This window comes from Fictibacillus sp. BK138 (assembly GCF_004216955.1).
Lineage (GTDB): Bacteria > Bacillota > Bacilli > Bacillales > Fictibacillaceae > Fictibacillus.
Genome location: NZ_SGXL01000002.1, coordinates 177686 through 198630 on the forward strand (window position 1 = coordinate 177686; position 20945 = coordinate 198630).

The window sequence follows — 20945 nt, forward strand, 5'->3', positions numbered from 1 at the left end:
AAATATATTTTTTGACACAAAAAAAGACAAAGAATTAAAAACCCTTTGTCTAATAAATTTATTCACTTATACACTTAAAACATCCGTACCTGTGTTGCTCTTTTGATTTCCTCGATTCTTTACAATCTCTGCATAACGATATGCACTGTCTTTCCAGATTCTTTCCTGAGTATCAAAATCAACGTAGATGATGCCGAAGCGTTTGTCATACCCAAAGCTCCACTCAAAATTATCCATTAAGGACCATAGATAGTATCCTTGAACATTCATCCCTTCATCATTCAGGTCAGATACAGCCTGCAGGTGCTTTTCGATATAATCGACACGTTCCTGATCATGGACTCTTCCATTTTCAACAACGTCATCAAAAGCTGCTCCGTTTTCCGTAATGAAAATTGGCAGGTCCGTATATTCTGCTCTTAGTCTTCTGATCAGATCTTTAAATTCATTTGGCGCAATATCCCAGCCCATGCCTGTTTTGTCATAATCAGAGTAAGCACCTCTATGCAAGAAATCATTTGCCGCTGAAAACTCAACGAGTCCACGGCTGTAATAATTGATTCCAAAGAAATCGCATGGAGTGGCGATTATCTCCATATCTCCCTGTTCGATAAAGTCATATGAATGAACATATTTTGAGAAAAGGTTCATCATATCTACTGGATATTGCCCTTTGAACACAGGATCTAAGAACCATCTGTTTGAATATCCGTCTGCATTATTAGCAGCAAGCTGATCATTCACCGAATCTGTTTTTGCATAGATTGGTGTAAGGTTTAACGTAATTCCGATTGGCGTTTTGGATTGAAATTCGTTCTTTAACATTTCAACTGCTTTTCCGTGTGAAAGAAGCATGTGGTGAACCGCTCTGACTGCTTCATCCATATTTGTATGACCAGGTGCATGGAACCCTTGATGATACCCTAGGAATCCTGCACACCAAGGCTCATTATGTGTGATCCAAGAGTCCACATCAGTATCAAGCTCCTCATAGCAAACTCTCGCCAGATCCAAGAACCATTCTACAGATTCACGGTTCACCCATCCGCCTTCCTCATGTGCCCATACTGGAAGATCCCAGTGATAAAGAGTGATCGCAGGCTTGATTCCTTCTTCGATCAAACGTTTAGTCAATTTTTTATAAAAAGCGATTCCCTCCGGATTAAGCACACCCTTTTGCGGGAAAATACGCGGCCATGAAACAGAAAAGCGGTACGTTTCTACTCCAAGCTGCTTGATGTTTTGGATATCCTCTTCAAACCGGTGATAGTGGTCACAGGCGATGCTACCGTTGTGCTGTTTATAAACTTTCCCTGGAACGTCACAGAACGTATCCCAAATAGAAAGAGATCTTCCTTCTTCTAATCTAGCTCCCTCGATCTGATAGGAAGAAGTGGCTGTTCCAAAAACAAAGTTATCATTAAATTTCATAGATGTTCTCTCCTCTATTCTTTTATAGAACCTGCTGAAATGCTGTTAACGATATATTTAGATAAAAATAGAAATGCGATCATGATTGGTACTACCGAGATAGCGATCCCCAGATACATAGAGCCAAGATTCTGTGCGACTTGCGAGCCTTTTAAGAATCCCATCAATACAGGCAATGTGAATTTTTCAGGTGAAAATAAAACCACTAAAGGCATGATGTAGTTATTCCATGACCCAATAAAAGTAAAGATGGACATCGTTGCAATCGCTGGCATCATAATAGGAATTGCGATCGTATGGAAGATCTTAAATTCACTTGCCCCATCAATTCTTGCTGCTTCAATCAGACTGGGATGAAGCGTTGTTATAATATATTGGCGGAGAAAGAAAACAACGAACGGACTGGCCGCTGCCGGTATGATTAATGGAATATACGTATCAAGTATTCCTAGTGTTTTACTTAACTCATAAAATCCGATCAAGCCTAATTGTCCAGGAACCATCATCATCACTAACATAAAGACAAACATCGCATTTTTACCCTTGAACATATAAAAAGCGAATCCGTAAGCTGTTAAAGCTGAAAAGTAACCCGACAATAAAGTAACAAGAACTGAAATGATTAAACTATTTTTAAAACCTGCCCATATGTTGATGTAGCTCATCATCGTCTGATAGTTTTCCACCAATGAACTCCCAGGGATTAAAGTAAACCCGGATAAAATCGCTTCATTGGAACGGGTAGCATTTACAAGCATCATTAAGAACGGAATGAAGCAGACGATAGCCATCACACTGAGTACGATGTAGAGGATCAGTTTCGGTATACTTCTTTTTGGTTTTGGTTTCGATTCTATTACACTTTTATTTTGAACTGGATTTGAAAAACTTTTATCTACCGCTGTTTTCCCTATCATGCTTTACACCTGCCTTGGTTGTTTACGTTCTTTCCCATACATCCCCTTGAAGATAAAAGCAGAGAATATGAGAGTGATAACAAATAAGCCATATGCTACAGCAGCAGCGTATCCATAATTGTTATATTTAAAGGCTTGATTGTATAAATAGAGCACCATTGTATTAAGCGAACCGTCAGGTGATCCGATTCCATCTGTTAAAAGCATCGGCAAATCAAACAATTGAAGACCTCCGATTAATGAGGTAATCATGATATAAAGCAGGATAGGCTTCAAAAGCGGGATCGTAATCTTAGAAAAGGTCTGCCAGCGATTTGCACCGTCGATCAGTGCAGCTTCGTAATAGTCTTTGGATATCCCAGATACCCCCGCCATCACGACAATAAATGAGTGGCCAAACCACATCCACGTTAAAATCAGCGATACGGAAAGCTGAGCCGTCGTCGGTTCATTCAGCCAATTGATCGGATCCGAAATGATACCGAGTTTCATCAGCATCATGTTTAACGAACCATGCTGCCAATCTAGTAAAATACCGAACAACAGAGCGACCGAACTGATTGTAATTAAATTAGGAAGGTAAAAGATCGATCTAAAAAAAGCGAGTCCTTTTAACTTCATTCTCATATCTGAAAAAATCATCGCTAAAATTAAAGCGAGTCCTATTTGAAGGGCAAAATTCACACCCCAAATTTTCCAAGTATTAAAGAAAGCTTCTACAAAATACGTATCTGTCAGCAGGCGTTTATAGTTTGCAAGTCCTACAACTTGTGCTTCACCACTGCCTGAATAATTGGTAAAGCTATAATAGAACGTTAATAATACCGGATAAATACTAAACACCAAGAAGATGATCCAAAATGGGGCAATAAAAACATAGCCGTAACGGTTTAGATTTTTCATCTCCCCTCCCCCTTTCAATAATGGTGCAGTGGCAGAGCACTTCCCCTGCCACTTACACATTTAAAATACTTACTTCTTCGGTACTTTTAAGTCAGGATAAGCATTTTGCGCTTTTTGATAAAATTCTTTAATTGCTGCATCTTTTGATTTCTTGCCTGTCACATATTGCTGAACCGCGTTACCGTAAAGTGTATCCAGCTGCTGATCGTACTTTGTTACGATTCCTGGAGTGATCTTACTTGATTGGTCTAGGAAAAATTGATAGTTATTTTGTCCGCCCAAGAATTTATCGCTAAAGTCATCTTTAATGGCATCTGTAACAGGAAGGTATGAAAGTACGTCTCCCGTTTCTTTGCTCCAAGATGTTAAGAATTCATCATCTTGAGTCATCATTTTTACAAATTTATAAGCAAGCTCTTTATTTTCAGACTTGTTATAAACACCAAGCCATGTTCCACCCCAGAAATAAGGGCTCGGACCACTAGTTACAGCCCAGTCACCAACTAAGTCTTTTACATTTGTTTTCAATACGCTGTGAAGTCCCCAAGTAGGAAGAACATATGAAAATACTTCTGTCTCTTTTTCTTTGCCATTCTCCTTCACCTTGACCGGCTTATCCATAGCCTCAAACCAAGATGGTGACCATTCAGGAGCTAATGCTGTATAGCCCTTTTCTCTAAGTTGTTTTGAATAATCCATGTACGCAATCTTTTCTTCTGTCAGCTGCAGCTCATTCTTCTCATTTACCCATGGCTGTGGGTTGTCCCCTTGTGCGAACCAGCGGATGGAACCTTCATCCGGAAACATGCTATAGCCTTTTTCTTTCATTTTTTCAGCCACTTCAAATACTTTATCCATGGAACCCATCATTTCTCCAACTTGAGCTGGATCATCAGTTCCTAATACTTCCTTCGCAAGGCTTCTCTTGTAATAAATACCACCAGGTGTTGTTTGCCAAGATAGCGCACGTACATTGCCATCCTTATCTTTACCTAGGGCATAAACATACGGCACATATTTATCTGAGATCTCATCTGCGTTATATGGCTTTTTAGATAAGTTTTCCCAGTATCCAGCATCGACCCATTGTTTCAAAAAGGCAATTTCACCTGTAAAAACGTCAGGTGCACCAACTCCGCTTTCAAGAACAGGCTTTAGCTTTGTTGGATAGTCTGCGATCGGAACAATCGTTAACTCTACTGTTACACCGTTCTTCTCTTCAAAGGTTTTGATTGGTTTCTTAAGTTCATCTGTAAATGACCAAATTTTCAAGTCAGCTTTTTTCTTGGAGCTGCCTGATGTTTTTTGATCACTTGAACAACCTGCAAATAATCCCACGATCAACACCAAAGACAAAAACATACTAATCATCTTTTTCATGCGTTTACCCCTGCCTTTATATAAGATTATATTTACGAAAGCGGTTTCGGTTTTTCGTAAAAAAAATTTCGAAACCGCTTTCGAAATTACCGAAAAAAATTTTTTCTTTTTTTAATTCTCTTTTTTTGAACAAGATTCACGAATAATGAGTTCAACTGGAATCTTTTTAGAGACGACCAGCTTTTTCTTTTGAAGGATTTGGTTCATTAAGAGCTGTGCGGCTTGAAACCCTATCATATCCGTATCTTGTTTGATTGTAGTTAATTTAGGTGTAATGTAAGCAGCCATTTCGATATCATCGTATCCAATGATCGAAATATCCTCCGGCACCCTTAACCCCTTCTCCTTAATAACTTCAATCGCTCCGATCGCCATATGGTCTCCAGCTACAAACACTGCTGTCGGTACATCATCTAACAATAGTAATTTTTCCATGGCTTCTTTACCTTCATTGATTGAAAACAATCCGCCATTAATCAGATAACCCTCAGGTATCGGCAGCTTCAAGTCATTCATAGCTTTGTTATATCCCTTGATTCTCTCTGCCCCAGCATCAGTTGAGGGATCACCCGCAATATGAGCGATTTTCGTATGGCCAAGTGAATGTAAATAGTTAACCGCAAGCTTGCCGCCTTCAATATTATCCGAATAAACAAGACTGCAATTTTGATTGTTCATATCGATAACCACAATCGGAATAGTGCTATTTATCATCTCTTGTACTTGCGGATCTTGCGAATCAGAACAAATAACGACTATGCCATCTACACCACGATATGAAAAATGCTCTAAGTAGCTGATATCTCGATTACGTAAATTTCGTGAAGCGAAAATTAAATCATACCCTTCACGTTCAGCATTTTTTCTAAAACTTTCTATTATGGCACTAAAAAACGGATGCTTCATTCCGACTTCATTGTCTTCAGCAAACATAACACCGATCGTCCAGGACTTTTTCGTTGAAAGTGATTGAGCATGTGCATTTGGTAAATAGCCCATATCTTCTACAGCCTGAAGAATTTTCTGTCTTGTCTTTTCACTAACATCTGAATAATTGTTAAGTGCTTTAGAAACGGTAGTCGTCGAAAAACCCGTTTTCTTTGCTATGTCATAGATGGTAACCATTGTTATCCCCTCTTTATCGAAAGCGCTTTCGTTAATTGGAATTATAACGCACAAAAAATGAAGTTTCAATAATATTTTTTCACTTTATAAAATAAAAAGAGACAGGATAATTAGATCCTGTCTAAATTAATAAAAATTTAACTTTGTCTTTTAAAAGTTACTGCCTCACACATCACATTGTACATTTTCTCAACACCTACCTCTGATGCTTCAAAGTCGAATGCATTTTCTTTACTGATCCCTAGGCTCTCGGCTTCCTCTGCAGCGTCAATATTGGCTCCCAAGAAAATGAATTCCCATCTGTATTTATCTTGCTGATGTTTGATCAACTCTTTTACTTTTTCATACGAGAACTCACGGCTCGCATTCTCCATGCCATCTGTTGTGATCACAAAAATAACGCTGCCCGGTCTTTGCTTCTCTGGTGTTTTTGCTAAACGGTGACCAACATCTAGAATGGTTTTACCTGCTGCATCCAACAACGCTGTTGTCCCTCTAACATAATACTCTTTTGATGTTAACCTTAATTTTCTTGCATCTTTGCCGGTCCACAGCACTTCATATTGATCATCAAAAAGAACGGTGGTGAGCAGCGTGTCTCCCTCCAACTGGCACTGCCTCTCAATAAACGAATTAAACCCGCCGATTGTATCTTTTTCTAATCCGGACATGGACCCGCTTCTATCCAGCAAAAAAATGATCTCCGTCAAATTCTTATTCATCTTCATCGTCCTCCAAATTTGTTTGTCATGCTATAATAATAGCTGCACTTATCCATAATTTGGTCGCCTGTAAAGCGACATTTTGGAGGCTAGCCTTATGCTGGATCAAAAGATTCTTAACGAATTAGAAACTTATATTAATGGCCATTTAATTTTTGAGTTGCAAGAAAGTATGTACTACATTGATGTGAAGGCAGAAAGTCTTCATATTGAGTTAGATGATTATATAAAAAACAATCAAAAGCCAACTCTTCAGGAAGTTCTGTTTCTTTTTATTGATGAAAAAGGTGTCAGTGATAGTCATGTCTACAAAAGTGCAGGTATTGATCGAAAGCATTTTTCAAAGATCCGATCGAGAGCTGATTACCGGCCTAAAAAGAGCACTGTGATTGCCCTTGGGCTCGGCCTTAAACTTGGTGAGGAGGAGTTTGAGAAACTGCTCGAGTCAGGGGGCTATTCACTTTCTGATAGCGAAACCGCCGATTTAGTTATCAAATTCTGCTTAGAAAAGAAAATCTATGATGTTATGCAGGTAAATGAGTATTTGAATTACTTTAGTCAGAAGACATTAGTGTAGATTAGCTTGATTTGAAGGATAGATCAACCTGTCGTGGAATACCCACACCGGTATGGCATGAGGAAAATCGCACGTTAAATGAGTATAATCACACGTTAATTGAAATTTTCCCACGTTAGGTCGCCATAATCGCACGTTATTTTGAAAATAACCACGAGTCGACATTTCGCGACAAGTTCCGCAACAGCATACCCCTCCCTATAACGAAAAAAGACAACCCAAAAGTTGTCTTTTCACTTTTATATAAGATTTTCAATTGCTCCCGCTACATCATAGCTGCTGATGTCAATTTCAGTTTGCTGATTGAGAGCAAGCTTTGCAAGTTCTGCACCAAGGTACGGTCCGCTCGTTAAACCGGATGCTCCTAATCCATTGGCAAGCAGGATGTTCTCATAATTAGGCAGAGGGCCAATTACTGGTAAGAATCCAGGAGTAAACGGTCGGAAACCAACTCGGGTTTCAAGTATAGTACTGTCTGCTAAACCAGGCGCAACAGCTAATGACTTCGTTAAAATCTCATGGACTCCACCCGCTGTTACACGGTTATCAATCCCAGCTTCATCCTCATGTGTTGCACCGACAACGACTCTGCCACCTTCAAAAGTGAGGATATATTGATTAGTTGGAGGCATCACAACTGGCCAAGAGCTTGTCTCAGTTTGAGGCATTTCCAGATGAACGATTTGAGCTTTTTGCGGTGTTACTTTAAAGTTAACACCTAACGGCTTCAGTAATTCTTGTGACCATACACCTGCCGTAACAATTACTTTGTCAGCCAGAACCGTTTTCTCCTCTATTTTTATTCCAATGGCTCTGTAGTTTTCATGAATGATTGATGCGTCGCCGTTCAATAGACTAGCTCCGTTCTTAACCGCTGCACTTACTAAAGCATTTCGCAGTGATCTTCCATTCACACGAGCACCACCGCTCACAAAAACAGAGCCATATTCTTCAGCAATAGGAGGGAATAAACGTTGTGTTTCAGCAGGCGAAAGTACAGTGACCTCGCCAATCTCAGGAGCGTCTTCTCTACGCTTAATCGCTCTTTCCGCCATCTTCTCCAACTTTTCCGGGTCTGAATGTAGACTTATCGCACCCACCCGTTTATATCCTGTTTCCGTTTCGCCGTCTGCTTCCAACTGCGCAATCAATTCTGGATAATAGCGGGCACCGCCTTTTACTAGCTGATACCAAGCTTTGTTCCGTCGCTGCGAAAGCCATGGACACACGATGCCTGCTGCAGCATCCGTTGCCTGCCCTTGATCTTGACGATCTGCTAAAATAACATCAGCCCCCGCTTTTGCAAGGTGATATGCTGTAGATGCTCCGAGTATTCCAGCTCCGATCACTATCATTTTTGGCATATTAAACATTCCTTTATTCCATATGTATTTGTAATAAGTTTAACTGTATTATTTCATAAAATAAAACGGAAAAAACCCTGATTTCTGCTGTTAATTTTAAATGCTTAGGAACAACAAAAAAAGAAGCAGGATATTCATCCTGCTCCTCTTATTAATCAACCCCGGGAAACCAGCCTGGTGTACTCACAATAGCCTTCCATAAAGGATCGGGAACGACTAGTTCCTCTTGTTTCGTTTTATCGATCTTAGTCACGATCTCTGATTCTTTTCCTTGTTCAATTTTTTTAACCCAATCTGGATCAATAATAAGCTCTCGACCAAGTGCTATTAGAGGCACCCCAGTTTTAATTGCATCAAGTGCATCATCGGCTGTATAGATAGAACCAACACCAATAACTGGTACGAGATCTCCAACTCTTTCATTAATGATTTCAATACGAGGACGTTTATCTTCAACTCCACGTCTTGGCTCAGACCAGAAATCCATCAGGGAAACATGAAGGTAATCCAGCTTTTTCGCACTTAATGCATCCACAAGTGCTAATGTATCGGCCATCGTAATCCCAGGTGTCGTAGGTTCTTCTGGTGAAAAACGATATCCTACGAGAAATGAATCATCTCCGTGTTCAGCAACTGCTTTTTTTACAGAATCAACTACAGCCAGAGGAAAAGCCATACGTTTTTCTAAAGAACCACCCCATTGATCTTCACGGCGATTAGCGTGAGGCGAGAAAAACTGCTGAATTAAATATCCATTCGCTCCGTGAATCTCAACGCCATCGTAACCTGCCTCAATTGCCCGTCTTGTAGCTTCTCCAAAATCTCGAATAATGGATTCTACTTCAGGAGCATCTAATGGTCGCGGAACTGGTTTACCTTCTCCGGATGGTATATCACTTGCACTTACGACGTCCCCGTTCGGAACAAGCTCAGGGGGAACCTCCCGTCCTCCATGAAAAATTTGGAGAATAGCTTTTGAGCCTTTCGCTTTTATAGCTGAGGCCAATTTCCGAAGACTAGGAATCATTTCGTCTGTATCTCCCGCAAACTCACCCGGGAACCCTTTACCATTCGCTGTCACGTTCGTACAAGCTGTAATGACCATACCAACACCTTCCGAACGACGCTCATAATAACGAATCTCTTGTTCGGTTACCGTCCCATCTGGATTAGATGAAAAATTAGTCATTGGGGCCATAATTAATCGGTTTTTTAACTCAATACCATTTTTAAAACTAAACGGTTTAAACAATAGCGCATACTTTTGATTCATTATGTTCTCTCTCCACCTTTAATTACTTTCTTTTTTTTAGTAACTATTATAATAATACCTAGTACTCACAAAATCAAAAGATACGATTCTTCGTTTTAGGAATGAATTATAAAGGGAACAGTATACTTCTAAGAAGATGAAAGTCCGTGCTTTTCGTATTCTCCCCTACTAATCAGGAGGTAAAACATGAAAAAATCCAGTATAGCGGTATTTTTAATAATTTACGCATTATTCTATTTCTCAAGCATTCTGTTTCCGATCGACCGTTCTTGGTATGATGCGTTGAACAAACCTTCATGGACACCATCAGGTCAAACAATTGGTATCATCTGGGCTGTTCTTTTCGCGTTGATCTCCTTATCTGCCACTCTCATTTATAACAAATATGGGTTTAAACCTGTCCGATTTTGGGGGCTTTTTGCGATCAACTATGTTTTTAACCAAGCATTTAGTTATTTTCAGTTCACTCAAAAAGATTTATTCGCAGCTACTATTGATGCATTTTTGATCACTGTGACTACTCTTCTTTTAATCATTGTTGCTAGCCGATTGAATAAAGTCTCTGCCTGGCTGCTGGTTCCCTATTTTCTTTGGAGTTCCTTTGCCACTTTTTTATCATGGACGATCTATAGCCTAAATTAAAAAGGATCTAGCCCGTAAGACTAGATCCTTTTTTAATAACCAGAAATGGCGACATTTTGATTTTGAAGGTTAAACCTGTTTTCCTTCCAAGCCAGAGTGTTCACCACATAACCGAGAGCATCTGCATTATACCTTCCTGCAATTTTCTGATATGCCATCAGCTCATAGACTCCGTTAGAATCAAAATCCACGGGATATAAACCGCTTAGTGGATTAACAAAGCCCTCAATAGGGCTTTTTAGTTTTCCGTTTGCATCATAAATTTCACTCAAGTATTCTGGATCTCTTAAAGAAATATCTATTAAGTACGTTAGATTATTAATCTTGCTGAACACTTTCACTTTATAGTTGTCTTGGTAATTAACATCATATTGAAACTGCTCGTTATATGCATTGAAATCGAATAGCAGCTGCGGGTTATTATTAATGAACGAATAAACGTAATCATATGTGAACGCACCGCTTCCCCCTGATTCAATCCGTATTAAAATATCGTCCACACCGTTCCCGGTAAAATCCCCTAAAAACAAAGTGGGATTATAACCCGCATTTTCAGATAAAGTCACTGATTGATATGCACCTGTTCTTCCGTCTTGTACAACAAGCGTAATGTTTTGAATGAAAGGACTATCAGGAGTTCTTATGCCCGTTAAGTACACGTTTTCAGGTACTTTATCACCCGTAACATCACCTTTGGCAAAAGAAACAACGCTTGGATCCACTCTGTAATAGTTATACATAATAATGCTCCTTGCCTAACTGGACTTTATACATATCCTATGGGCAGTATGGAGAATTGTTACTATATTAACTAGAGTTTACTTATGAAAAATAATAAGATTAACAGCGGTTAAAAATTGATTTAATTCATTTTCGGTCTTAAATTTATATGAATATCCATATGTTATAGGTGTCAGTCCTGTATTCACTCTTTTAGGAAACAAGCTTAGTGCAGTACTGTTATAAATGCCGTGACTATTATGTTGTAAACCTTTATTCTCTTCCACTGTATTAGGATTTAAAACTATACTAATCTCCTTGTTTGGCAGCAGATAAATGACATCCCCAGTATGTATGTTTTCAAATTCAATCGCTTTGCTTGTTTCCTTTGTCAGCTTAAAATCATTTTCTGTAAAAATACTCTTCAAATTATCCATCATCTATCTCCCTCTCCTTTTAACAATCTAAGCTTAAGAGATAAATAATAAAAAGCCAACACAAAATGTTGACCTTCACAAATGACAAATACTTAAATTTATTGAGATTAATACCCCATCTGCCCTAAAAGCTGTTTTGCTGAAGTTAAACTTTGTACTGCTTGCTGCTGCCAGCTGATTATGTTTTGAAGGAACGGTTTATATCCTTCAGGGGCATCGTCTCTCATTACAGGCAGCCATTTCGTTACTTCTTGATCTCTTTTCAGTCCATTGTTTATACATGATACCAAAATACGAATAATTGTCTCATGCGTTTCACCGTTTTGCAGACGTATTGCACTCCCTACTGCTGTCACTCTATGATATGAAGCTGGAACTAGACTGTTGTGCATTTCTGCATTTCCTTTTAAGTCTGCTGTTGCCGGGATAACAAATAATTGAGTACTCATGGAACAAACCATTTCTTCAGCATATAGACTTTGATTTAAAAGCTGTAATAAAGCGGTCCAATCCTGTCTAAATTTATAAGAATTCAACACTTTCACCCACTTTGAAAAAATTCATAATATCTTATGAAGTATGGGTGTTTTTGTTTCTGTGTAATTTATGGGAATCTTCACTGCTCCACTAAAGGCAGTTTCAACAATTTATCATCACCTTCTCGGGGAGTGCCTCTTCCGTCCCGGTTATTCGTTATCGTATATAATTGGTTACCTTCAATCAGCACATCTCGCATTCTGCCCGCACCTTGAAAAAATGTATCAACCGTTTTCTCAGCCAGATTGAACACTAAAATTTGTTCACCCCGTAAATTCGATGCATAGATTTTGTTATCTTTAATGGCCATTCCAGATGGTGCCCACGTATCATCTCCTGAATGAAAGATCGGTGATACCATACCCGTTTCTTGTTCATCACCTTCAATAACCGGCCAGCCGTAATTTTTTCCAGGTTCAATTAAATTAATCTCATCATGTGCAGATTGTCCATGCTCTGAGCTATAAAGATTTCCGTTCTGGTCCCAGGCTAACCCTTGAGGATTTCGATGGCCATAAGAATAAACATAAGAATTATCAAATGGATTATCCGGCGGGATAGTGCCATCTAAATTCATACGTAAAATCTTCCCTGCGAGAGTATTAAGGTTTTGTGCATTTTCCGGATTTCCTGCATCGCCAGCTGTAGCGTACAACTTCCCGTCCTGACCAATTTGAATTCTTCCGCCGTTATGGATTCTTCCTCCAGGGATCCCTTCAATTATAATCCCATTTTCCCTCCATCTATTGCCGTCCAATTTCAGAACGATAATGCGGTTAAAAACACCACCATTATCTCTATAGGTATGGTAGGCGAATGCTTCTTGAGAAGTATCAAAGTCAGGTGCAAGAATGAAACCTAGCAAGCCTCCCTCTCCACTGTGCAGGATCTTTTTTGTAACTTCGATATCCTGAACCGTTTTTGTTCCGCTATCGGCATCCACTTTAACGATATAGCCTGGGCGCTGGCTTAAATAAAAGGTGTTATTCTGTTTTGTAATATTCCAAGGTATGTCCAAATCTGTTGTAATCACCTTAGCTTGTCTTGCAAGAACTTCTACCGCATCTTTCTCGCTGTTTTCGGATGTTTTTTTATCATCATTGAAGCATCCAGAGAGAAATAAGATCGAAACCAGAATGAATAAAAACCTTCTCAATGCCAACACCCCCATTTAAAATCTTTTTCTAATAGTAGTTTAGCCAGATTATTATTGAATCTAACAAACAAACTTTATTAGAAAAAATTATACCATTTGAATAAGAGTCCAATTGGGCATCTTGTATCAAAAAAAGTTTTATAACTGGGCATTCAAACAAGCAATATCTATTTGATAGCCATTGATTATAGAAGGGGAAACTTTCAAAAGGAGATTGTACGATTTGGAGTTAGAAAAATTTGTTGATCCTCTTCCCATTCCTTCTATCATTAGCCCAAAGGAACAATATAAAGGGAAGCCGCTGTATGAGGTCCGTATGATCGAGACACTGCACAAGTTTCATAGAGATCTGCATGCAGCAAAAGTATGGGGCTACAATGGGCTAGTACCTGGTCAAACATTTAATGTTGAAAGAAATCAGCCTATCTATGTGAGATGGACAAACCATTTACCCCTTAAGCATTTTTTACCTGTTGATAAAACGATTCACGGAGCGAACCATAACCCAGAAGTGCGTACCGTTGTCCATCTGCATGGAAGCCCATCAGAACCAGACAGCGATGGTCATCCTGAAGCATGGTTTACGAGAAACTTTCGGCAAACTGGCCCTCACTTTAAGAAAGAAATCTATCATTATCCGAATTCAGAGCGGGCATCTTGCCTTTGGTATCATGACCATGCACTCGGTATTACCCGCTTAAACGTGTATGCAGGTCTTGCAGGTCTTTACTTTATTCGAGATAAGCATGAAAGAACACTTCCGCTTCCAGAAGGAAAATACGAAATACCGCTTGTCATTCAAGATAAATCCTTCAATCCAGATGGTTCGCTGTTCTATCCTGTCCAGCCAGAAAATCCGCCACCGAATATACCATACCCTTCTATTGTCCCAGCATTTTTAGGGAATACCATAACCGTTAACGGAAAAGTTTGGCCATATTTACAAGTGGAGCCACGAAAGTACAGGTTTCGCCTCTTGAACGCTTCTAATACCAGAACATATAAGTATCAATTCAGCAACCTTATGCCATTTTATTTAATTGGGACGGATGGCGGCCTTCTTGAACGCCCAATCAAGGTAGAAAGTTTAGATGTTTCACCAGCCGAACGTGTTGATATCGTTGTTGATTTTTCAAAGCTAAGAGGACAAAACATTGTATTGCAAGATGGGTTTGAATTAGGAAATCCAACCGGAGATATCATGGAAATCCAAGTAACTAAGCCTTTATCTTTTCCTGATCAATCATGGGTCCCACTCCACCTAAGTCACATTGAGCCTCTTTCATTAAATTGTGCAAGAAAAGTAAGACGTTTAACATTACAGGATTCACAAGATGAATTTGGTCGTCTCATGCTATTGTTTGATGATAAAACATGGATGGATCCAGTAACAGAGACACCGTTGCTTGGTTCTACAGAAATATGGGAGCTAGTGAATCAAACTCCTGGGATTCATCCTATTCATATACATCTGGTCAATTTCCGCGTAATTGACCGTTCCGATGAGAATGGAAATCTAGTAGAACCTCTCCCAGCAGATTTCGGTTTGAAAGATACCGTTCTCGTAGCAGGCGGACAAACGGTTCGAATCATTATGAAGTTCCAGCCTTATTGCGGAGATTATGTATGGCACTGCCACCGTTTAGAGCACGAAGATCATGACATGATGAGACCATTAACAATCCTTCCTTGTGATATTTCTGATGAATCTGATTCATCAAATGGTCACCATTCAGACTGATATTGTAAAAATATGAAAAGGCAACTCCCTTAGCTAAAGGAGTTGCCTTCTTTAATCATTTTATTTTGCATTCTCATCGGGTTGATGGATCCCAAAAATATTGCCCTCTGTATCTATGTAATATCCTTGCCACGCCATTCCTGGAAGTGCATATTTAGGCATTGCGACCTTGCCGCCAAGCTCAAGGATTTTAGCTTCGGTTTGATCGTAGTTTTCCACACCCATTGTACAAGTAAAGCCGTTTACCGCTTGATTAGGTTCTGGCGGTGCACTTTGCCGCTTCATTAAAGCCCCATTTATCCCTGGTGTATTATCGTCTCCTGTAACAGCCCCAAAGTAAGGCAATCCCGCATACTCACTCCAATCTTGAAATGACCAGCCGAACACCTCTCCATAAAACTTCATTGCCCGTTCCATATCATCTACATGAATTTCAAAATGCACTAATCTTCCCATGAGTTACCTCCTATAGTATAAAATAATTACCACTTAAGTCATTCCATGTACTTCCTGATAATCCCTCTTAAAGTATGGGAATATGCAAACAAAAAAGGCACCCTCAACGCTAAAATCATTGGGGTGCCATTTTGTGCAGTACAACTTACGCTGCTTTTTCGATATTTATTTCTTTTCCTTCTTTACGCCACTCTGTATATTCAGATGCTGCAGTGAAAAGTACGTCTGTAGATGAGTTCAGTGCCGTTTCAAATGAATCTTGCAGCACACCAATGACAAATCCTACTCCAACTACCTGCATAGCCACCTCACCTGGAATTCCAAATAAGCTGCACGCTAGTGGGATCAGTAATAATGATCCGCCCGCAACCCCTGAAGCACCGCAAGCACTAATTGCTGATAGGACGCTTAGGAGAATTGCAGTAACAAGATTCACTTCTATACCAAGTGTATGAACCGCGGCAAGTGTCAAAACGGAAATCGTAACTGCTGCACCTGCCATATTGATCGTTGCCCCTAAAGGGATAGATACGGAATAATTATCCTTATTCAAACCAAGCTTCTCACATAATTTCATGTTTACCGGAATATTGGAAGCTGAGCTGCGTGTAAAGAAAGCTGTGATTCCGCTTTCCTTCAAACACTTAAACACAAGCGGGTATGGGTTTTGCCTTATCGCTAGGAACACGATAGCTGGATTCACGACCAGCGCTACGAAAGCCATGCAGCCGATCAATAAAGCTAACAACTTGCCATAACTTAATAAGGAATCTATACCATTTGCTGTAATAGATTCAAACACTAACCCCAAGATTCCTAACGGAGCAAACTTAATCACCCAAGTAACGATTTTAGAGAGAGCGTCTGAAACATTAGAGATCATTGTTTTAGTCGTATCCTGTGCTTTTCTTAAAGCAAGGCCTAAAAGTACTGCCCATGCCAGAATACCGATATAGTTCGCATTAACAAGAGCATTAAAAGGATTATCAACTACGTTCATCAGCAACGTTTTGAGGACCTCGACAACACCACCAGGAGGCGTTACACCTTCCGCTCCCTTTCCAAGGGTCAAACCTACAGGAAAAATAAAACTTGCAAGAACGGCTGTTAATCCTGCCAAAAATGTTCCTAAAAGGTATAAAAAAATTATTGATTTCATGTTCGTTTGGTGGCCCGCCTTATGTTGGGCGATCGCCGACATAACTAAGAATAATACCAGCACAGGTGCAATAGCTTTTAAAGCACCTACAAATAAAGAGCCAAAAATAACAACAGGTTTCGCTGCTTGCGGAATCGTAACAGCTAGAATAATACCAACAATTAATCCAATAATGATCTGTTTAACAAGACTCAACTGATTCCACTTTTTCAGTATACTTTTCATAGATGTCATCACCAATCTAAGTTAGAATTGTAAAGCTGTTTAATCTCAAAAACCTGCAATAAAATAAAGTCTTTTACAAGGGAACGATGAATGATATATATTCCACCTGAAAAAGACAACTGTCTTTCTAATAAATAGTATTATAGTGGGTATTTTGATAGATTACAATTTATTTATAAAAGTTGTAATTATTTGAATATTTTAAAAACACCTCAAGAAGTTTTCCTGAGGTGCATAAGTGATTCAGAATTCTCATTTTTGAACGTTTCTAGTAAATTCCCACCGCATCAAACCCTGTGTTAACAGCCGTTTCTTCAGCACTTCCTTCTCCATAAAGGTCGCTTGCTGACTGAACGAGAGCCTGGCGAGCGTCGCTAAAATTGGAATTTGAAGTTAAATAAACAGATAACGCACGGTAATAGATCTTCCCTAATTTTTCTCTTCCAAGTTCTTGTCCAATCAAATATGCGGCATGGTTTGTAATGGAAGAGTTAACATGAACACCACCGTTATCGACATTAAGCGGCATGTTATAAAATTCATCCATATGAGCTGGATAGACTCCGCTGCCGTAAGCTGCTCTTTGCGGATTACTTACGACAACACTATTTGGATCACTTAAGCTGCGCAGTCTTGTTACTCCATCCGCTTTTGCAGCGGGCGCCATAATGTCCTCGCCCATCTCCCAATCACTGTCGTCGACAAGTGCACCAAAAACGTCAGCGAACGACTCATTCAGTGCTCCAGATTGGTTGCGGTATGCCAGGTTCGCAGTATGGGAGATCACACCATGAGTCATTTCATGGGCTGCAACGTCAAGGCCGGCTGATAATGGAATGAAGAACTCACCATCGCCATCTCCATAGGCCATATAACGCCCATTCCAAAACGCATTATTATAATCGACACCCATGTGTACATAAGAATTAATCGCCATTCCTTCTCCATCAAGAGAATTACGACCATGTTGGTTTAAATAATATTCATAAACTTTCTCAGAATTATAATGAGCATCGACAGCAGCACGATCATAGTCACTAATGAAGGACGCAGAATTCCCTGTATATAGTGCGTCATTGCTGGAATCCCAATCAGCTGTAGCATCATACGTGAAGATTCCTTCGAGATTCTCATGAGAGTAGTCTGCTAAAGCAAACTTCGTGCCAGAATTTTCTTCCTTCACGCGGGTGATATGCAATTTTCTGTGTTCTCCATGCACACCTTTTCCAGAGCCAGTTTGCGTTTTATTTTCTTCTGCATGCATCAAGCCATTAAATTTATCAATTACTTTTCCTGACTTTGCATCCACATACACAAACCAGTTTCCAGGCTCCTCACCCATAAAGTTAACATTCACTTTATAGGCAGTATGATTATTCTTTTCAAAAGGATAAACAACAAGCTCAGCAGTTGGGTCGTAAGTCAGTTCTTCTGGAGCGTTAACAGATGATAGTGCTGATTGAAGCGCTGCTTCCCTGCTGATAGAAGCAGTGGTATCCACTTCCTCAACGGCTAGAGTCTGATTTGTTCTTCCGTTCACAGTTACTACTTCATTGTTTTTATTAAAATGGGTAATAACTTCAGATCCTTCTACAGGAATTCCATTGATTGCCTGAGTAAATCGAACATGTGTCATACCCAGTTCATCTTTCTGTACACTTTTCACTTTTAGATTTTTGTCAGGATTGATGATCCCCGTCTTACCTTGATTTTTCTTCAAATAGGTTAAGGCATCGGAAGAACTGCTAGAAGAGAACTTCTCTGCAGAACGCTCCTTCACAAAAAAAGGAACACTCGCTTTTTCATTCCACTCTTTAGAAGCTTGTACACTACTAACCTTACTAGAATCAATTGGCTGTGCAAGAACGTTCACAGGAATTGAACCTACCAACAGCGCCGACGACAGAAGTACAGGTGCTAAAAGCTTTTTCTTCACTATGTAATACCTCCTATTAATTGGATAGTATTCATTATAGAGGAGAAGAAAAAGTTTCGAATGAACAATAAGAATTATCTTAATTTTACAAAAATATAAATGATAGCTAATTCTATTGGCAATATGTAGGTAGAATCTACCAAGTAGAAACAAAGGGAATATCTGCACAATAGTTAATAATGGAAAACTTTGCACTAGCCTTTAACCCATAAAAAAGAAGGAGTTAGCAGGTAACTATCCTGCTTTCTCCTTCTTCTTTTTCTAAAGCTTTATTCTGATTTTAATTTTAGTAAGGGTGGGTTATCAGCTTCATTACTTTAGAACTAACTTTGCGTAAACAGTTTCCAATGCCCTTCGGATACAACATCGACCGATCCATCGATCACTTTGATTGCGGTTTGATCATCAATTGCATACGCCGGCCCCTGCATTCCGGCTGCCCATTTCTCTGCAGCAGCCATCGTGTTATGCGGCAGCATCTCGTGATCCACATGGGGGAACATGGCAAAATCGACAAACCCAAGCGTTTTATCCTCACCGTTTGGCGGCGTCCAGCCAACGAAGAACTCTCCAATTTTAGGTGCCATCACCATGCTCCCAGCACTCATCCCCACATAGACTGCGCGAAGCGAAGGCAAGAGATCTGCCAGCCCGGACTCCTTCATCCAGTGGTACAGATAGAGAGCGTCGCCGCCTGACACCAGCAAGACGTCCGTCTCACGGACCAGTGGGACCCAGCGATCTTCGCCGATGCTTGGTAGCGCTGTAAGCTCTAGCACCCCGACAGACTTCCAGCCTAGATCGACCATGGGATTCTTAGAATTCCCGCTGATGAACTCCCAAGTTCTGACGCCTGGTCCGACCCATGGATGTCCGTACATCGCAGTAGGGATGCACAGAGCGTTTGACTCAGCAATCGGTTTGTCCAGCATATCAACTAGCGCGTCGCGTATGCTTTTATTATTAACGCCTGCAGATGTAAGCAGCAATTTCATAACGTAACTCCTCCTTGTCGATACAATATTCTAATTGCCTATTTTATTCTGCAAGAGCTTCCGTCTTCCTTTATTCCATAAATTTTCCGTTGTTTTTAAAGGACTCGACCTCTAGTAACGAAGTGAAAAATAAATAAAAACAGTATGTAACCCAAGAGGATTCCATACTGTTTTTTTACTGTATTTTTTTCTATATGCTTTTATAAGTCATGATTCTAAGTTATCAAGCAATGCACGCACTTCATCTGTTGATTTCGTGTTCATCAATTGATTACGTAATTCAGCAGCTCCTGGGAAGCCTTTGACATAGATCTTAAAAAAGCGATGAAGACCTGTGATTGAACGTGGTACTTCTTCGGCATATTTATCCTGGAGGTCAAGCTGCAGTCTTAAAAGATCAAGGTATTCTTTACTGCTGTGCTCTCTTGGCTCTTTTTCAAAAGCAAAAGGATTTTTAAAAATCCCTCGTCCGATCATTACACCATCAATACCGTACTTCTCAGCAAGCTGCAGCCCGACTTGACGGTCAGGAATGTCTCCATTGATTGTTAAAAGTGTTTCGGGTGCAATACGGTCACGCAATTTTTTGATTTCCGGAATAAGCTCCCAATGCGCATCTACTAAGCTCATTTCCTCTCTGGTACGTAAATGAATAGAAAGGTTCGCAATATCCTGCTTTAAAATATGCGCGAGCCACTCCTCCCACTCATTTATCTCTTTAAAGCCAAGCCGAGTTTTCACGCTGACAGGCAATCCGCCCGCTTTTGCTGCTTGAATAAGTTCTGCCGCAACATCCGGACGCAGAATAAGGCCGCTTCCTTTTCCTCTTGAAGCTACATTTGGTACAGGGCAGCCCATATTTATATCAATGCCTTTAAATCCCATCTCTTTCATACCAATGCTCATTTGGCGGAAATATTCGGGATTATCGCCCCAGATATGTGCCACTATCGGTTGTTCATCTTCTGTAAACGTCAAACGGCCGCGGACACTTTTCAAGCCTTCTGGATGACAATAGCTATCTGAGTTTGTAAACTCTGTGAAGAATACATCCGGCCGCCCGGCTTCACTTACGACATGACGAAAAACTACATCTGTCACATCTTCCATTGGTGCAAGCACAAAAAATGGACGCGGTAAATCACGCCAAAAATTATCTATCATTTCAAGCTCAAATCCTCTCACTATGGATACAACTTTAAAATCCCTGTAAAAAATATTCTTTTACACTTATATCATGTTTAGTAAC

At 39.9% G+C, this 20945-nt stretch carries 20 protein-coding genes; 3 read left to right on the forward strand and 17 right to left on the reverse strand.

Going from position 1 to position 20945, the window contains the following annotated elements; genetic code table 11:
- Positions 1–66 precede the first annotated feature (66 nt).
- The 6 genes from EV282_RS17670 to EV282_RS17695 form a co-directional block, all read right to left on the reverse strand.
- Positions 67–1431 (reverse strand): GH1 family beta-glucosidase, encoded by a 1365-nt coding sequence (locus EV282_RS17670; RefSeq protein WP_130297207.1) that lies wholly within the window; start codon positions 1429–1431, stop codon positions 67–69.
- Between the two features lie 14 nt (positions 1432–1445).
- Complete coding sequence (locus EV282_RS17675; RefSeq protein WP_226537158.1) at positions 1446–2222, reverse strand: carbohydrate ABC transporter permease; 777 nt, start codon at positions 2220–2222, stop codon at positions 1446–1448.
- Between the two features lie 129 nt (positions 2223–2351).
- Positions 2352–3251 (reverse strand): carbohydrate ABC transporter permease, encoded by a 900-nt coding sequence (locus EV282_RS17680; protein ID WP_130297209.1) that lies wholly within the window; start codon positions 3249–3251, stop codon positions 2352–2354.
- Between the two features lie 69 nt (positions 3252–3320).
- Complete coding sequence (locus EV282_RS17685) at positions 3321–4631, reverse strand: ABC transporter substrate-binding protein (RefSeq protein ID WP_130297210.1); 1311 nt, start codon at positions 4629–4631, stop codon at positions 3321–3323.
- Positions 4632–4742: 111 nt separating this feature from the next.
- Positions 4743–5756, reverse strand: coding sequence for a LacI family DNA-binding transcriptional regulator (locus tag EV282_RS17690; RefSeq protein WP_130297211.1), 1014 nt, complete (start codon positions 5754–5756; stop codon positions 4743–4745).
- Between the two features lie 137 nt (positions 5757–5893).
- On the reverse strand, positions 5894–6478 hold the full coding sequence (locus tag EV282_RS17695; RefSeq protein WP_130297212.1) for a vWA domain-containing protein: 585 nt from the start codon (positions 6476–6478) through the stop codon (positions 5894–5896).
- A gap of 97 nt (positions 6479–6575) precedes the next feature.
- Here EV282_RS17695 and EV282_RS17700 point away from each other — a divergent pair, with 97 nt between their 5' ends.
- Entirely contained in the window at positions 6576–7055 is a 480-nt protein-coding gene (locus tag EV282_RS17700; RefSeq protein WP_130297213.1) for a hypothetical protein, read from the forward strand.
- Positions 7056–7294: 239 nt separating this feature from the next.
- Here the strand turns inward: EV282_RS17700 and EV282_RS17705 are convergent, their stop codons facing one another.
- Together EV282_RS17705 and EV282_RS17710 are read right to left on the reverse strand one after the other, a co-directional pair.
- Positions 7295–8428 carry an NAD(P)/FAD-dependent oxidoreductase gene (locus EV282_RS17705; protein WP_425590207.1) on the reverse strand — a complete coding sequence of 378 codons (1134 nt, stop codon included), beginning with the start codon at positions 8426–8428 and terminating at the stop codon, positions 7295–7297.
- Between the two features lie 142 nt (positions 8429–8570).
- Positions 8571–9692 carry an NADH-dependent flavin oxidoreductase gene (locus tag EV282_RS17710; RefSeq protein WP_130297215.1) on the reverse strand — a complete coding sequence of 374 codons (1122 nt, stop codon included), beginning with the start codon at positions 9690–9692 and terminating at the stop codon, positions 8571–8573.
- A 186-nt stretch (positions 9693–9878) separates the two neighbouring features.
- On the opposite strand from EV282_RS17710, the gene EV282_RS17715 reads away from it, so the two are divergent.
- Positions 9879–10334, forward strand: a complete 456-nt coding sequence (locus EV282_RS17715) for a TspO/MBR family protein (protein ID WP_130297216.1) — start codon at positions 9879–9881, stop codon at positions 10332–10334.
- Between the two features lie 32 nt (positions 10335–10366).
- Here EV282_RS17715 and EV282_RS17720 read toward each other — a convergent pair whose 3' ends face one another.
- The 4 genes from EV282_RS17720 to EV282_RS17735 form a co-directional block, all read right to left on the reverse strand.
- Complete coding sequence (locus EV282_RS17720) at positions 10367–11074, reverse strand: VCBS repeat-containing protein (RefSeq protein ID WP_130297217.1); 708 nt, start codon at positions 11072–11074, stop codon at positions 10367–10369.
- 78 nt (positions 11075–11152) lie between these two features.
- A complete protein-coding gene (locus tag EV282_RS17725) occupies positions 11153–11494 on the reverse strand; it encodes a hypothetical protein (RefSeq protein ID WP_242611942.1) in 342 nt (113 codons plus the stop codon).
- A gap of 104 nt (positions 11495–11598) precedes the next feature.
- Entirely contained in the window at positions 11599–12030 is a 432-nt protein-coding gene (locus EV282_RS17730; RefSeq protein ID WP_242611943.1) for a hypothetical protein, read from the reverse strand.
- A gap of 77 nt (positions 12031–12107) precedes the next feature.
- Positions 12108–13193 (reverse strand): PQQ-dependent sugar dehydrogenase, encoded by a 1086-nt coding sequence (locus EV282_RS17735; protein WP_413466152.1) that lies wholly within the window; start codon positions 13191–13193, stop codon positions 12108–12110.
- Between the two features lie 214 nt (positions 13194–13407).
- Here EV282_RS17735 and EV282_RS17740 point away from each other — a divergent pair, with 214 nt between their 5' ends.
- Positions 13408–14925, forward strand: coding sequence for a multicopper oxidase family protein (locus tag EV282_RS17740; protein ID WP_130297221.1), 1518 nt, complete (start codon positions 13408–13410; stop codon positions 14923–14925).
- A 60-nt stretch (positions 14926–14985) separates the two neighbouring features.
- Here the strand turns inward: EV282_RS17740 and EV282_RS17745 are convergent, their stop codons facing one another.
- The 5 genes from EV282_RS17745 to EV282_RS17765 form a co-directional block, all read right to left on the reverse strand.
- Positions 14986–15381 carry a VOC family protein gene (locus EV282_RS17745; RefSeq protein ID WP_130297222.1) on the reverse strand — a complete coding sequence of 132 codons (396 nt, stop codon included), beginning with the start codon at positions 15379–15381 and terminating at the stop codon, positions 14986–14988.
- Between the two features lie 145 nt (positions 15382–15526).
- A complete protein-coding gene (sstT, locus tag EV282_RS17750) occupies positions 15527–16765 on the reverse strand; it encodes a serine/threonine transporter SstT (RefSeq protein WP_130297223.1) in 1239 nt (412 codons plus the stop codon).
- 268 nt (positions 16766–17033) lie between these two features.
- Positions 17034–18701, reverse strand: coding sequence for a M4 family metallopeptidase (locus EV282_RS17755; RefSeq protein ID WP_130297224.1), 1668 nt, complete (start codon positions 18699–18701; stop codon positions 17034–17036).
- A gap of 323 nt (positions 18702–19024) precedes the next feature.
- Positions 19025–19696: a Type 1 glutamine amidotransferase-like domain-containing protein gene (locus EV282_RS17760; RefSeq protein ID WP_130297225.1), complete on the reverse strand. Its 672-nt coding sequence runs from the start codon at positions 19694–19696 to the stop codon at positions 19025–19027.
- 207 nt (positions 19697–19903) lie between these two features.
- On the reverse strand, positions 19904–20860 hold the full coding sequence (locus tag EV282_RS17765; protein WP_130297226.1) for a tRNA dihydrouridine synthase: 957 nt from the start codon (positions 20858–20860) through the stop codon (positions 19904–19906).
- Between the last annotated feature and the right edge of the window lie 85 nt (positions 20861–20945).

Bases quoted from the DNA above. Each gene is read 5' to 3' on its own strand.
- EV282_RS17670 (WP_130297207.1), bottom strand. From the start codon at position 1,431: ATGAAATTTAATGATAACTTTGTTTTTGGAACAGCCACTTCTTCCTAT.
- EV282_RS17675 (WP_226537158.1), bottom strand. From the start codon at position 2,222: ATGGCTATCGTCTGCTTCATTCCGTTCTTAATGATGCTTGTAAATGCT.
- EV282_RS17680 (WP_130297209.1), bottom strand. From the start codon at position 3,251: ATGAAAAATCTAAACCGTTACGGCTATGTTTTTATTGCCCCATTTTGG.
- EV282_RS17685 (WP_130297210.1), bottom strand. From the start codon at position 4,631: ATGAAAAAGATGATTAGTATGTTTTTGTCTTTGGTGTTGATCGTGGGA.
- EV282_RS17690 (WP_130297211.1), bottom strand. From the start codon at position 5,756: ATGGTTACCATCTATGACATAGCAAAGAAAACGGGTTTTTCGACGACT.
- EV282_RS17695 (WP_130297212.1), bottom strand. From the start codon at position 6,478: ATGAATAAGAATTTGACGGAGATCATTTTTTTGCTGGATAGAAGCGGG.
- EV282_RS17700 (WP_130297213.1), top strand. From the start codon at position 6,576: ATGCTGGATCAAAAGATTCTTAACGAATTAGAAACTTATATTAATGGC.
- EV282_RS17705 (WP_425590207.1), bottom strand. From the start codon at position 8,428: ATGTTTAATATGCCAAAAATGATAGTGATCGGAGCTGGAATACTCGGA.
- EV282_RS17710 (WP_130297215.1), bottom strand. From the start codon at position 9,692: ATGAATCAAAAGTATGCGCTATTGTTTAAACCGTTTAGTTTTAAAAAT.
- EV282_RS17715 (WP_130297216.1), top strand. From the start codon at position 9,879: ATGAAAAAATCCAGTATAGCGGTATTTTTAATAATTTACGCATTATTC.
- EV282_RS17720 (WP_130297217.1), bottom strand. From the start codon at position 11,074: ATGTATAACTATTACAGAGTGGATCCAAGCGTTGTTTCTTTTGCCAAA.
- EV282_RS17725 (WP_242611942.1), bottom strand. From the start codon at position 11,494: ATGATGGATAATTTGAAGAGTATTTTTACAGAAAATGATTTTAAGCTG.
- EV282_RS17745 (WP_130297222.1), bottom strand. From the start codon at position 15,381: ATGGGAAGATTAGTGCATTTTGAAATTCATGTAGATGATATGGAACGG.
- sstT (WP_130297223.1), bottom strand. From the start codon at position 16,765: ATGAAAAGTATACTGAAAAAGTGGAATCAGTTGAGTCTTGTTAAACAG.
- EV282_RS17760 (WP_130297225.1), bottom strand. From the start codon at position 19,696: ATGAAATTGCTGCTTACATCTGCAGGCGTTAATAATAAAAGCATACGC.
- EV282_RS17765 (WP_130297226.1), bottom strand. From the start codon at position 20,860: ATGATAGATAATTTTTGGCGTGATTTACCGCGTCCATTTTTTGTGCTT.